At 73.0% G+C, this 13,131-nt stretch carries 9 protein-coding genes; 2 read left to right on the top strand and 7 right to left on the bottom strand.

Annotated features, from left to right (window positions below; genetic code table 11):
• Window positions 1-41 precede the first annotated feature (41 nt).
• Complete coding sequence (locus AB0C62_RS17515) at window positions 42-1,325, top strand: M48 family metallopeptidase (protein ID WP_362973998.1); 1,284 nt, start codon at window positions 42-44, stop codon at window positions 1,323-1,325.
• Between the two features lie 57 nt (window positions 1,326-1,382).
• Window positions 1,383-2,279, top strand: coding sequence for an NAD(P)-dependent oxidoreductase (locus AB0C62_RS17510; protein ID WP_362973996.1), 897 nt, complete (start codon window positions 1,383-1,385; stop codon window positions 2,277-2,279).
• A gap of 55 nt (window positions 2,280-2,334) precedes the next feature.
• On the opposite strand, the gene AB0C62_RS17505 is transcribed toward AB0C62_RS17510, so the two are convergent.
• From AB0C62_RS17505 to AB0C62_RS17475, 7 genes are all read right to left on the bottom strand, one after another.
• Window positions 2,335-3,045, bottom strand: a complete 711-nt coding sequence (locus AB0C62_RS17505) for a LuxR C-terminal-related transcriptional regulator (protein WP_362973994.1) — start codon at window positions 3,043-3,045, stop codon at window positions 2,335-2,337.
• 248 nt (window positions 3,046-3,293) lie between these two features.
• Complete coding sequence (locus tag AB0C62_RS17500; RefSeq protein WP_362973992.1) at window positions 3,294-5,246, bottom strand: PQQ-binding-like beta-propeller repeat protein; 1,953 nt, start codon at window positions 5,244-5,246, stop codon at window positions 3,294-3,296.
• A 79-nt stretch (window positions 5,247-5,325) separates the two neighbouring features.
• On the bottom strand, window positions 5,326-7,197 hold the full coding sequence (locus AB0C62_RS17495; protein ID WP_362973990.1) for a PQQ-binding-like beta-propeller repeat protein: 1,872 nt from the start codon (window positions 7,195-7,197) through the stop codon (window positions 5,326-5,328).
• Between the two features lie 356 nt (window positions 7,198-7,553).
• On the bottom strand, window positions 7,554-9,359 hold the full coding sequence (locus AB0C62_RS17490) for an ABC-F family ATP-binding cassette domain-containing protein (RefSeq protein ID WP_362973988.1): 1,806 nt from the start codon (window positions 9,357-9,359) through the stop codon (window positions 7,554-7,556).
• Between the two features lie 124 nt (window positions 9,360-9,483).
• Window positions 9,484-10,386 (bottom strand): 4-(cytidine 5'-diphospho)-2-C-methyl-D-erythritol kinase, encoded by a 903-nt coding sequence (locus AB0C62_RS17485; protein ID WP_362973986.1) that lies wholly within the window; start codon window positions 10,384-10,386, stop codon window positions 9,484-9,486.
• A complete protein-coding gene (rsmA, locus tag AB0C62_RS17480; RefSeq protein ID WP_362973984.1) occupies window positions 10,383-11,381 on the bottom strand; it encodes a 16S rRNA (adenine(1518)-N(6)/adenine(1519)-N(6))-dimethyltransferase RsmA in 999 nt (332 codons plus the stop codon). Before rsmA ends, AB0C62_RS17485 begins: the two co-directional genes overlap by 4 nt.
• Window positions 11,382-11,742: 361 nt before the next feature.
• Window positions 11,743-13,059 carry a ubiquitin-like domain-containing protein gene (locus AB0C62_RS17475; protein WP_362974141.1) on the bottom strand — a complete coding sequence of 439 codons (1,317 nt, stop codon included), beginning with the start codon at window positions 13,057-13,059 and terminating at the stop codon, window positions 11,743-11,745.
• Window positions 13,060-13,131 lie beyond the last annotated feature (72 nt).

The following is a 13,131-nucleotide window of genomic DNA, read 5'->3' as shown; positions in this document are numbered from 1 at the left end:
GTCTCTGGGGAGGGGCCGTGGGGGCAGGGGGAGAGTTCACGATGCACACCGCCGCTGAGGAGTCGGTCCAGGCGTGCCCGGACTGCGGGACCGAGATCCGCGTCCACGGCAGGTTCAGCGCGTGGTGCGCCGCCTGCGACTGGAACGTCGACCCGGCGCCGCCGGAGGAGAGACCGGGCCGCCTCGCCCGGGCCCAGCGCGCCCAGGCGCGGCGCTACGGCGAGAGGCTGCTGGCCGAACTGACCGCGGGCGGAACCCTGCGGCCCCGGCGCGACGCCTCCTCGGTCCTCGCCTACGCCCTCGCCCTCGCCGTCCACGCGGTCACCGTGGCCGTGACCGGAGCCGGGATCGGCTTCCTGATCCGGGGCTGGGGCGGGTTCGGCATGGTGCCGGGCGCGCTGTTCCTCACCCTCGCGTGGTCGCTCCGGCCCCGGCTGACGCGTCTGCCGACGGACGTGCCCGTCCTGCGCCGCGCCGACGCACCGGAACTGTTCACGCTCGTCGACCAGGTGGCCGTCGTCGTCGGCACCCGCGGAGTCGACGCGATCGCCGTCGACAGCTCGATCAACGCGAGCGTCGTGACCTACGGCATCGGCGACCGCCGCCTGCTCACCCTGGGGCTGCCGCTGTGGGAGATCCTGACCCCGCAGCAGCGCATCGCCCTGCTCGGTCACGAGCTCGGCCACTACAGCAACGGCGACACCCGGCACAGACGGGTCGTCGCGACGGCGTACCGCTCGCTGTTCACCTGGGAGTACTTCTTCCACCCCTACCCGGACGTCACCCTGCTCACGGTGACCATCAACGTGTTCTACGCCCTGCCCCGTTGGATCCTCCTCGGGCTGCTGCTCCTGCTGGACCGGCTGACGCTGCGCGGCGCCCAGCGGAGCGAGTACCTCGCCGACCGGCTGGCCGCCCGTGCAGGGTCCACCGAGGCGGCGGTGGAGCTCTTCGACCGGCTGCTCGTCTCCCGATCGGCCGAGGTCACGCTGATGCGCGAGGCCAACGCGTCCTCCGTAAGGGGACCGCGCACCCGCGGCGACGACGACCGGGCCGACGGGCTGTGGGAACGTCTCGCCGCCGACCTGAGATCCGTCCCGGACCACGAACGCGAGCGGCAGCGCCGGGCCAGCATCCGGCGGGGGCACAGTGTCGACTCCACCCACCCGCCGACCTGGCTGCGCCAGACGGCGCTGCGGATCGGACCGCCCGTACCGCCCGCGGTCGTCTCCGACGCCGGACGTGAGCTGCGTATCGGCGCGGAACTCACCACCGTGCGCAGGACGGTGGCCCGGCGGATCCTCCGTGACGGCTACGGGGACTGACGGGTCGAAGGGCCGCGCCGCCGCGCATGAACCCCGTCCAGCGGGAAGGCTGACCCCATGAACGAGACACTCACCGTCAGCGTCCTGGGTACCGGGATCATGGGGGCCGCGATGGCCCGCAACATCGCTCGGGCCGGGCACACCGTCCGGGTCTGGAACCGCACCGCCGCCAAGGCCGAGCCGCTGGCCGCCGACGGGGCGTACGTCGCGGCGTCGCCCGAGGAGGCCGTGCGGGGCGCCGACGTCGTCCTGACCATGCTCTACGACGGGCCCGCCACCCTCGACACGATGCGGCAGGCGGCGCCCGGACTGCGGGACGGGGTTGTCTGGGCGCAGTCGACGACCGCCGGGATCGAAGGCGTCGCGGAGTTGGCCGGCTTCGCCGACGAGCACGGACTCGCCTTCTTCGACGCGCCGGTCCTCGGGACGCGCGCCCCCGCCGAGGCCGGACAGCTGACCGTGCTGGCCGCGGGCCCGGTGGCGGCCCGGGACGCGGTGACGCCGGTCTTCGACGCCGTCGGCTCGCGGACCGTGTGGACCGGGGAGGACGGCGCCGCGGGCAGCGCCACCCGGCTCAAGCTCGTCGCCAACAGCTGGGTCCTGGCGGCCACCGCCGCGACCGGCGAGGCCCTCGCGCTGGCGAAGGCGCTCGGTGTTGACCCGCAGGACTTCTTCGGCCTCATCGCCGGCGGCCCGCTCGACATGGGCTATCTGCACGCCAAGGCCGCTCTCGTCCTGGAGGAACGGCTGTCCCCCGCCGCCTTCGCGGTCACCACCGCGGAGAAGGACGCCCGGCTGATCGTCGCGGCCGGGCGGGAGAACGGCGTCCGGCTCGATGTCGCCGAGGCCGCCGCCGAACGCTTCGCCCGCGCCGCTGCCCACGGCCACGGGGACGAGGACATGGCCGCCGCGTACTTCGCCAGCTTCGACGAGGGCAAGCCCCCGGCCCCGTAGGACCGGTGGCCCGGGGACGGACATCGGGGCGCGGACCTCAGGGCCCGCGGCGCTCTCAGAAGGGGTCGTTCTCCGACGGGTGCGGTGCCGCCGGTGCGGGGATCGGGCCCGCGCGGTCGAGCAGTCCCGTGCGGGCGGCGAGCGCCGCCGCCTCGAGACGGGAGCCGACGCCCAGCTTCATCAGCACCCGCTGGACGTGGGTGCGGGCCGTGGAGGGCGCGATGCCCATGCCGGCCGCGATGAGCCGGGTGTCCTCCCCGTCCGCGACGCGCACGAGGACCTCCACCTCGCGGGGCGTGAGCATCTGGAGCAGGCGCTGCCCCTCGTCGTCGGGCTGGGCCGCGGGGTTGAGCAGTTCGCTGAAGGCGCCCTGGAGCAGTTGCGGCGCGACGGCCGCCTCGCCCGCCCGCGCCTTCATGATGGCGCGCTCGACCCCCTCGATGCGCTCGTCATGACGTACGTAGCCGGAGGCGCCCGCGGCGAACGCGGCGGCGATACCGCGCGGGTTCGGGACCGGACCGAGCACCAGGACCGCCACCTGCGGGCGCTCCCGCTTGATCCGCACCACCGGGTCGAAGATCCCCGGCTCGGCCGGTGTCGCGGTGCCGATCAGGCACACCTCCGGCGCCCGGGTGATCACCAGCTCCGCCGCCCCCGCGGCGGGCGCCGCCGCGGCGAGCACCCGGTGCCCGCGCAGCTTCAGTGCCGAGGCCAACGCCTCGGCCAGCAGTCGGTGGTCATCGACCACCATGAGCCGCACTCCCATCAGGCAACCCCCCAGTCCCCCCAAGCATCCCCACTGGTTCCCCGTGGATGAGAAGCCCCCCGGCTCTCCATCCCCCGGAAGCTACACGCTTGTTCGACGTTGCGCTTCCCCTACTGGAGAGAAGTGCCCCGGAATATCGAATTCTCTCCCAATAGGGAGTGATGCGGGGTACGCGTACGGCCCCGCCCCTGAACAGGGACGGGGCCGCATGCGCGACAGCAACCGAACGAAACAGTCCGCTTCGTGGGCTACTTGGTTCCGAAGGCGATCGCCAGGTACTCCTTGTCGCCCGTCGTCGAGGGCTTGTCCGCGAAGACCTGGGACATGTACAGATGCCCGTCGTGGAAGAGGATCTCGGCGTACTCCGGGAGCATGCTGGACTCCGCGTCGCGCACCGACTGGTCCCCCGGGTTCTCCAGGAGCTTGGTCTCCTTGAACGAGGTCCCGTCGATCGTGACGACCTGCCCGCCCTTGTCGTACGGCGGCCGCTTGTACGCGAGGAGATTGGTGCCGTCCATCCGCAGCGGGGTGATGGTGTAGCCGTCGCCGGCGTCCGCGCGCTGGCCGGTCTGCTTCCCGGTGGCCAGGTCGAAGGCGACGATCTCGTTGGTCCGGCTGTACTCGCCGGAGCCGTCGTGCTCCTCGGTCGGGATGTACAGCCTGTCGTTGCCGACGGCGAGCGAGGAGCAGTACTCGATCCTGGTGATGCCGTCGCAGCGGGCCGCGTACGTCTTGCCCGGCGCGGAGATCTTCGTGCGCAGCGTGCCGGTCTTGTTGTCGATGGAGAAGAAGTCCGAGATGCCGCTGCCGTCCCCGGCGGAGTCGCCGACGTCGGCGGCGACGACCAGCGGATCGGTGGAGACGACGCTCGCGTACTCGATGCCGGGAGACATCTTGTACTCGGAGATCACCTTCCCGGTCTTCGGGTCGATGGTCTGGATGTGCAGCTGGCGCGAGCTGCCGTACTCGCCGCACTTGCGGACCGCGACGAGCTTCGGACCGCCGCCGTAGCCGGAGTCGTAGCAGCTGTCGGTGGTCTTCGGGGCCCACAGCGGCTTGGCGGTGGAGATGTCGAACGCGCCGCCGCCGCTGGTGCTGCCCGCGGCGACCGTGTTGCCGCTGACCGTCACGTTGTCGAGGTTGATCGGCTGGTCACCGGACTTGATCGTCCGCGTCCAGAGCTTCTTGCCGGCGTCGAGGTCGATGGCGGCGAGCTGGCTGCAACCGTGCGACGGGTCCGCCTTGGTCGGCATGGCGGGCTCGTAGATGATCGCCGTGCGGTCGGAGTCGGTGGTGTGCCGGCTGGCCTGGCAGACCGGGCCGGGGAGCTTGATCGTCCAGGTCTTGGCGCCGGAGTCCGGGTCGTAGCCGTTGATCTCGGCGACACCGCTCTTGGCGTACACCTTGTCGGTGAGCCAGGAGCCGACCGTGGTCACGCTGGTGTCGCCCTTGGGCACGGCAGGCGCGGGGATCTGGAACAACGGGCTGGAGGCGGTGCTGGCAGGCACCTTCTCCTGTCCGTTGGACGAGGTGCCGCCGGTTCCCTTGCCGTCGCCGCCCTTGCCACCGGTGCCGCCGCCCGAGTCGGCGGAGTTCTTCTTGTCGTCGTTCTTGCCGGAGGAGGTCATGTACAGGACGCCACCACCGATGATCAGCGCGATGACCACGACGGCCGCCACGATGATGACGATCTGGGCGTTGAACTTCCCGCCGCCGGAGCCCCCTTGGGGAGCCTGCGGCTGCATCGGCATGGTCTGCTGCTGCGGGTAGCCGTAGGGGCCGGGCTGGCCGGGCGCGCCGTACGGGTTCTGCGGCTGGCCGGGCGCGCCGTACGGGTTCTGCGGCTGGCCGGGCGCGCCGTAGGGGCTCTGCGGCTGGCCCGGGTAGCCGTAGCCCGGCTGGGCCGGGGGCGGAGTCTGCGGGTAGCCGTAGGGCTGCTGCGGCGGGGCCGCGGGCGGTGCCGTCTGCGGGGGCGGGGGCGTCTGCGGGTAGCCGTAGCCGGGCCCCTGCGCGGGCGGCGGAGGCGGCGTGGGTGCGCCGAAGCCACCGGGCGGCGGGCTCTGTGGGGCCCCGAAACCGCCGGGGGGCGGGTCCTGGGGCGCGCCGAAGCCGCCCTTCTGCGGCTCCTTCGGCTCGGGCTGGTCCGACGGGGGCTGATCCGACGGCGGTTGGTTCGGGGGCGGCGGGGGCGGCTGGCTCATGGCGTGGGTACCTCTGGGGACGAAGGGGCGGCGGGCCGGTGCGCGCGGGGATCGCGCGGGAACGGGAGGCGGGCTGCGGTCACTTGCCGTAAGCCAGCATCAGCTTCTCCTTCGCCTCGTCGTTGCCCGTCAGCCGGGTGGTGGAGATGTAGAAGCGCCCGTCCACGTAGTCGACGGCCTTCGAGAAGAAGCTGCTCTCGATGTTCGCCGTGCCCTGCGGGTTCTGCAGGAGCGTGCTGGGCTTGTGGCTGCCGGTCGTCGGGACGGACACGACGCGTCCGCCGCCGTCGTACGACGCCTCGACGTAGGCGACGAGCGTGCCGCCCTCCGTCCGCATCGGCATCATCGTGGCGTCCGCGGGGGACTTGACCCGCCACTTCTCCTTGCCGGTCGCCAGGTCGAACGCGACGACCTCGTTGGCCCCGGTCTTCTCGTCGGTCGGGAGGTACAGGGTGTTCGCGTCGGCGACGGCGCCGAAGCAGCCCGTCAGGTCGCGGCTGAGGATCGCGAAGCCGCACTCGGGCGCGAAGCCGTCGTCACTCTTGAGCTGCGCGCGGATGGCGCCGTCGCTGTCGCTCAGGACACTGACGTTGACCGTCTTCTTCGCGTCGTTGGTCAGGTAGAGGACGACCGGGTCCACGGAGTAGGCGCGCTGGACCTTCCACCCCTTGGCGATCTTCGTGGTCCACTTCACCTTGCCGGTGGAGGGGTCCAGTTCCTGCACCTCGTCGTGCTCGGTGTCGCTGCCGGCGCCGCAGGAGGAGACGGAGAGCAGCTTGCTGCCGCCGGCGAACCCGGCCGGGTAGCAACTGGCGCCGTACTTCTCCTTGTCCCACAGCTTCTTGCCGCTGGAGACGTCGTACGCCGTGCCGGACATCGAGCGGCCGACGGTCAGGGTGTCGCCGGTGATGGACAGTTCGATCGAGAGCGCGCTGTCGAACAGCCCGCCGTCGGCGACCTTGCCGCTCCAGCCCTTGGCCCCGGTGTTCAGGTCGATCTGCTGGAGCTGGTTGCACTTGGCGCTGCTGCTGGAGCCGCTCATGTACGCGATGACGACCTTGTCGTCGGACGTCTTCTGCGGGGTGACGGCGCAGATCTTCTGCGGGAACGTCAGCGCGTCCCAGGCCGGCTTTCCGTTGCCGACGTCGAACGCGAAGACCTGCTTGTACGCGGCCTTGACCGCCGCCTTGCCGGTGATCCACAGGCCGGGCGCGTCGGCGCCCGAACCGGGCGCGTCCGGGGCGGACTTGTACCAGAGCACCTTCGCCTCGCCCGGCTTGCGGCCGGCGTTCAGGTTCTCGTCGTCCTCGCCGCCGTCGCCGCTGCCGTCGCCGGGGTTGACCGGGTCGTCCGACGCGGACGCCTTCGGGCTCTGGCTGGGGCTCTCCTTCGCGACGGGCTTCTTCCCGCCGTCACCCTCGCTGGTGACGGCCCATACGGTGCCGCCGACGACGAGGAGTCCGGCCACGGCCGCCGCGACGACGAGCGCGGGCCTGCCCTTGAACGGGTTCTTCGAGCCGCCGGGCGGCGGGGTGCCGGGGCCGCCCGGGTACGTGGGCTGCTGCGGGTAGCCGTAGCCCGGCTGCTGCTGCGGGTAGCCGTAGGGGCCGGGCTGACCGTAGGGCCCCGGCTGGGCGTACGGTCCCGGCTGCTGCGGCTGGCCGTACGGACCGGGCTGTTGCGGCTGGCCGTACGGTCCTGGCTGCTGCGGGTATCCGTAGCCGGGCTGCGGGGGCGGCGGTGCGCCCTGCGGCGGCGGGGGCGTGTTGGGGGGCGTGGCCGGCGGCGGACCGGCGGGCGGATTCTGCGGCGGCTGCTGGGGCGGAGGCTGCGGCGCGCCGAAGCCGCCCTGCGAGCGCGGGTCCTGCGGTGTGCCCGAACCGCCCGTCGGCGGCTGGTCCTGCGGTGCTCCGAACCCGCCCTGCGGCGGCTGACTCGGCGGCTGACTCATCAGCGCTTCCCCCTCTTCACTGATGTGGCGCCCCATCGGCGGCACTGGATCTCCGCCACACCCGGTGGTTCTCAGACTGTTCTCAGACGGCTCTTTCTATCACTGCGGGGGGCGCGGGCAGGGGGCCGGTGCGCGCCCTGTACCCAAGGGAGAACCGGGCTGTGATGCCGTTGTTACGCGTCTTCACGGGGCCTTCACGCCGGACACGCAAGGGAAGTTCATCAGCGGGGGCGGTGGGTCCTCCCCGCTCCGGCGAGGGGCGCGTCCCCGAACGCAGGGGCGCCCGCCGGGAGGCGCACGCCGTCCCGACGGGCCGTGCGCGCCCGACGATCACGCCGGGCGGGCGCCCCCGGAGGTCACGCGTCCTCGGCCAGCTCCAGCCAGCGCATCTCCAGCTCCTCGCGCTCGCCGGTCAACTCGCGCAGTTCGGCGTCGAGTTGGGCGACCTTCCCGAAGTCCGTGGCGTTGTCGGCGATCTGCGCGTGCAGCTTGGTCTCCTTCTCGGACATCTTGTCCAGCTGCCGCTCGATCTTCTGGAGTTCCTTCTTGGCGGCCCGGGCGTCGGCGGCGGAGGCCGACTTGACGGGGGCGGGGGCGGCGGCGAGAACGGCGGCCGCGGCCACCTCCTCCATCTTCCTGCGCCGCTCCAGGTACTCGTCGATCCCGCGCGGCAGCATGCGCAGTGTGCCGTCGCCGAGGAGCGCGAACACGTTGTCGGTGGTGCGCTCGACGAAGAAGCGGTCGTGGGAGATCACGATCATGGAGCCGGGCCAGCCGTCGAGGAGGTCCTCCAGCTGCGTGAGGGTCTCGATGTCGAGGTCGTTCGTGGGCTCGTCGAGGAAGAGGACGTTCGGCTCGTCCATCAGCAGGCGCAGCAGCTGGAGCCGCCGGCGCTCACCACCGCTGAGGTCGCCGACCGGCGTCCACTGCTTCTCCTTGTTGAAGCCGAACGTCTCGCACAGCTGCCCGGCGGTCAGCTCACGCCCGGTGCCGAGGTCGACGCGGTCGCGCACCGACTGGACGGCCTGGAGGACCCGCCAGGTGGGGTCGAGTTCGGCGACCTCCTGGGAGAGGTACGCGAGTTTCACCGTCTTGCCGGTGACGATCCGGCCGGCGGCGGGCTGCTGTTCGCCACCGCTGCGGGCGGCGTCGGCCAGGGCGCGCAGCAGGGACGTCTTGCCCGCGCCGTTCACGCCGACGAGGCCGACCCGGTCACCCGGGCCGAGCTGCCAGGTCAGGTGCTTGAGCAGCACCTTGGGCCCGGCCTGCACGGTGACGTCCTCCAGCTCGAAGACGGTCTTGCCGAGGCGCGTCCCGGCGAAGCGCATCAGCTCGCTCTTGTCGCGGGGCGGCGGCACGTCGGCGATCAGTTCGTTGGCGGCCTCGACGCGGAAGCGGGGCTTGGACGTGCGCGCGGGCGCTCCGCGCCGCAGCCACGCCAGCTCCTTGCGGACCAGGTTCTGCCGCTTGACCTCCTCGGTCGCGGCGATGCGCTCCCGCTCGGCACGGGCGAACACGTAGTCCGAGTAGCCGCCCTCGTACTCGTAGACCGAGCCCTTCTGCACGTCCCACATGCGGGTGCAGACCTGGTCGAGGAACCACCGGTCGTGGGTCACGCAGACGAGCGCGGAGCGGCGCTCGCGCAGGTGCTGGGCGAGCCAGGCGATGCCCTCGACGTCCAGGTGGTTGGTGGGCTCGTCGAGGATGATCAGGTCCTGCTCCTCGATGAGCAGCTTGGCGAGCGCGATACGGCGCCGCTCGCCGCCGGAGAGCGGACCGATCACGGTGTCGAGGCCCTGCGGGAAGCCGGGCAGGTCGAGGCCGCCGAAGAGACCCGTCAGCACGTCCCTGATCTTGGCGTTGCCCGCCCACTCGTGGTCCGCCATGTCGCGGATGACCTCGTGGCGGACGGTGGCCGTGGGGTCGAGGGAGTCGTGCTGGGTGAGGACGCCGGTGTGCAGGCCGCCGGAGTGCGTGACCCGCCCGGTGTCCGCCTCCTCCAGCTTGGCGATCATGCGGATCAGGGTGGTCTTGCCGTCGCCGTTCCGGCCGACCACGCCGATGCGGTCCCCCTCGCTGACGCCGAGGGAGACCCCGTCGAGCAGTGCACGGGTGCCGTACACCTTGCTGACGGACTCGACATTGACCAGGTTGACGGCCATTTCTCTCCTGAACAAGGGGGACGATCGACCCTCAAGGGTAGTCCGCGAGCCGGGCGTCGCCTCCCGCGCGCTCCCCCTCGCCCCTCCCTGCCCGCTCCCGGCCCGTCGCGGGGCGGTCCGCCGGTCAGCCGAGGACGTGCGCGCCGGGTGCCGGGGACCGGGTGACGCGGACCGATCGGCAGGTGCCAGACGCGCTCAGCGCCTCGGCGACCGTGCGCGCGGCCACCGCGTCCGGGGCGAGGAACGCCGTGGTCGGCCCCGAGCCGGAGACGAGCGCGGCGAGCGCGCCGGCCGAGCGGCCCGCGACGAGGGTGTCGGCGAGGGCCGGGAACAGGGAGAGGGCCGCGGGCTGGAGGTCGTTGGAGACGGTGCTCGCGAGGGCCGCGGCGTCCCCCTTCGCCAGCGCGTCCAGCAGCTCCTGCGAGGCGACCGGCTCCGGGACGGTGACGCCCTCGTGCATCCGGTCGAACTCCCGGAAGACCGCCGGGGTCGACAGTCCGTGCTCGGCCATCGCGAACACCCAGTGGAAGGTCCCGCCGACCTCCAGGGTGCGCAGCTGCTCACCCCGGCCGGTGCCGAGCGCCGCCCCGCCCACCAGGCTGAACGGCACGTCGCTGCCCAACTCGGCGCAGACGTCGAGGAGTTCGTCGCGCGAGGCGTTCGTGCCCCACAGCGTGTCGCAGGCGAGCAGCGCGCCCGCCCCGTCCGCGCTGCCGCCCGCCATGCCGCCGGCGACGGGGATGTCCTTGGCGATGTGGAGGTGGACGGCGGGGTCGACGCCGTACCGGCGGGCGAGTTCGAGGGCGGCACGGGCCGCGAGGTTCGTACGGTCCAGGGGCACCTGGCCGGCGTCCGGGCCCGCGCAGGTGACGCGCAGCTCGTCGGCCGGGGTGACCGTGATCTCGTCGTAGAGGCCGACCGCGAGAAACACGTTGGCCAGGTCGTGGAAGCCGTCGGGGCGTACGCCGCCGACCGCGAGCTGGACGTTGACCTTGGCAGGGACGCGTACCGTCACCGTCTCCGTCACGGCTGGGTCGACTCCTCGTTCTCGGCGTGCTCGGCGTGCTCGGCTTGCTCTGCGTTCTCGGCGTGCTCGGCGTGCTCGGCGCTGCCGGTCTCGGGGCGGTAGCGGCGGGCGTTCCTGGTGTCGGCGCCCTTCGCCTCGCCGCGGTTCTCCGCGATCCGGGCGAACTCCTCGACCGTCAGGGACTCGCCGCGGGCCTGCGGGGAGACACCCGCGGCGACCAGCGCGGCCTCGGCCGCGGGGGCCGAACCGGCCCAACCGGCGAGGGCGGCGCGCAGGGTCTTGCGGCGTTGCGCGAAGGCCGCGTCCACCGCCGCGAACACGTCGTTCTTCGGGGCGGTCGTGGAGATCGGCTCGGCACGCCGGGTGAGCGACACGAGCCCGCTGTCGACGTTGGGGGCAGGCCAGAAGACGTTGCGCCCGATGGAACCGGCGCGCTTGACCTCCGCGTACCAGTTCGCCTTCACGGACGGCACGCCGTACACCTTCGAACCGGGCGCCGCGGCGAGCCGGTCGGCGACCTCCGCCTGGACCATCACGAGGGTGCGCTCGATGGTCGGGAAGGTGTCGAGCATGTGCAGCAGGACGGGCACGGCGACGTTGTACGGGAGGTTCGCGACCAGCGCGGTCGGCGGCGGGCCCGGCAGTTCCCGGACCTGCATGGCGTCCGAGTGGACCAGCGTGAACCGGTCGGCCCGCTCCGGCATGCGCGCCGCCACCGTCGCGGGCAGGGCGCTCGCGAGGACGTCGTCGATCTCGACGGCGACGACCCGGTCGGCGGTCTCCAGCAGGCCCAGCGTCAGCGAGCCGAGGCCGGGTCCCACCTCCACGACCACGTCGTCCGGCCGCACTTCCGCGGTCCGCACGATGCGGCGCACCGTGTTCGCGTCGATCACAAAGTTCTGGCCGCGCTGCTTGGTGGGCCGTACGCCGAGGGCTGCCGCGAGTTCGCGGACGTCGGCGGGGCCCAGGAGGGCGTCGGGGGTGGGGCTGGTCACGCCCCAAGGGTACGGGTGCGAACCGACCCACCGGGCTCACGCCCCTCACCGGGCGCGGGGCGCGCCGCCTGGGACGGGGCCTCCGGCCGACTCCCCCGCCCTCGAACGGAGTCGGAGGCCGGAGTGCCCGGACGCCACACCGGGCGCACACCCCCGACGCGGGAGCGGTCCGGCCCCGTGCGCCGGAAACCGGCCTGCCGCCGTTCAACGCCCGCTGAGGGGCATGGCCCGCTGCCGCTTCCGGCCGCGGAGGGTTCGCCGGAGAACGGCGTGCTCGCCGGGGAAGGTGTTCCCCTGCGCGAGGCGGCGCCCGTGGCGTGGGACCCCGTCCGGGGAGAGCGGGCCGGACCGCCGGGTGGGCTCAGCCGTGGAGGCGGGCGCCGCAGTGGGGCCAGGGGCTCGCGCCCCGGCGCACGTACAGCTTCTTCGCGCGCAGCGTCTGTTCGGCGGCGGATGCGTCCTGGGGGCGTCCGCTGCCGCCCAGGGTCTGCCAGGTGTGGGTGTCGAACTGGTAGAGGCCGCCGTACGTGCCGGACGGGTCCACCGCGCTGGGACGGCCGCCGGACTCGCACGCGGCGAGACCGGACCAGTTCAGGTGGTCGGCGCCGTCGACGGAGGCCGGGTGCGGCTTCGTACCGACCCTGACCAGCTGGACCTGCGGCTCCCGCACCACCTCGGCGCGGATACGGCGCGGCTTCTCGTGGACGCCGTTGACGGTCCGCAGCGCGTACGTCACGCGCCGCGCGCCGAACCGGCCGGGCCGTTCGACGACCTCGGTGCCCTTGAACAGCGAGGCGTCCTCGGTGCGCCGGACCTCGAACGGGATCCGTTCCTCGCGGACCTCCCGGGTCCCGGTGACCCGCAGGACGGTGACCGTCTGCCCGTCGCGCGGGAAGCTCCCCGCCGGGACGGACGTGGTGTCCTGCCCGTGCAGGGCGATGCCGGCCGCCTCGACGGCCTCCCCGACGCTCGCCGCGTTGGTGCGGATGGTCCGGGCCCGGCCGTCGGCCATGATCGTGACGGTGCGTTCGGTCCGCACGTCGAGCTCCAGTCCCGCCCGCCCGATCGGCTGGGAGCGCGAGGCGGACAGGTAGGCGCCCTCGGCACGGACCCCCAGCTGTCTGAGCGCCCCCTCGACGGTGTGCGCGGTGGTCCACACCCGGCGCTGGGTGCCGTCGATGGTGAGGCTCACCGGACGTCCGTAGTGCACCGCGACCTCGTCACCGTTCGCCAGAGGTGTGCCGGGAGCGGGCGCGACGACGTCGTGGGCGCCCACCTTCACACCCTCGTCGGCGAGCAGCTCGGTCACGTCGTCGGCGAAGGTGTGCAGCGTGCGCGGTCTGCCGTCGACACTGAGCTCGATCGCCTTGTCGCTGGCGACGAACGCGGAGGTGCCGCCGGCCAGGAAGGCGACGACCAGGGCCTGCGGGAGCAGCCGGCGCAGCGCGTCGGGCCGGTCGGTGACGCGCTTGCGCCGGGCCGCGCGGCGCGCGTCGGCCCGCCCGCCGGCCGGACGGACCCCGTCGCCCCCGTCGGGCCGGACCGCCTCCCGGTCGGGCACGGTGACGACCACGGTGTCCGCGAACGCCATCGCGTCGGTGAGGACAACCGTGTCCGCCCGCGCGAACCCGCTTCCGTCGACGACGGTGTCCGCCTGCGCGAACCCGCTCCCGGGCACGGCAGCGCCGGCCTGGGCGGGCGCGTCCGTGTACTGGCGCGGGAGACGCGGCTCGGCGGGGGCGGCCGGGCC

This window comes from Streptomyces sp. NPDC048643 (genome assembly GCF_040650615.1).
Taxonomy (GTDB): Bacteria; Actinomycetota; Actinomycetes; order Streptomycetales; family Streptomycetaceae; genus Streptomyces.
This window is presented reverse-complemented; position numbering and strand designations above follow the sequence as displayed.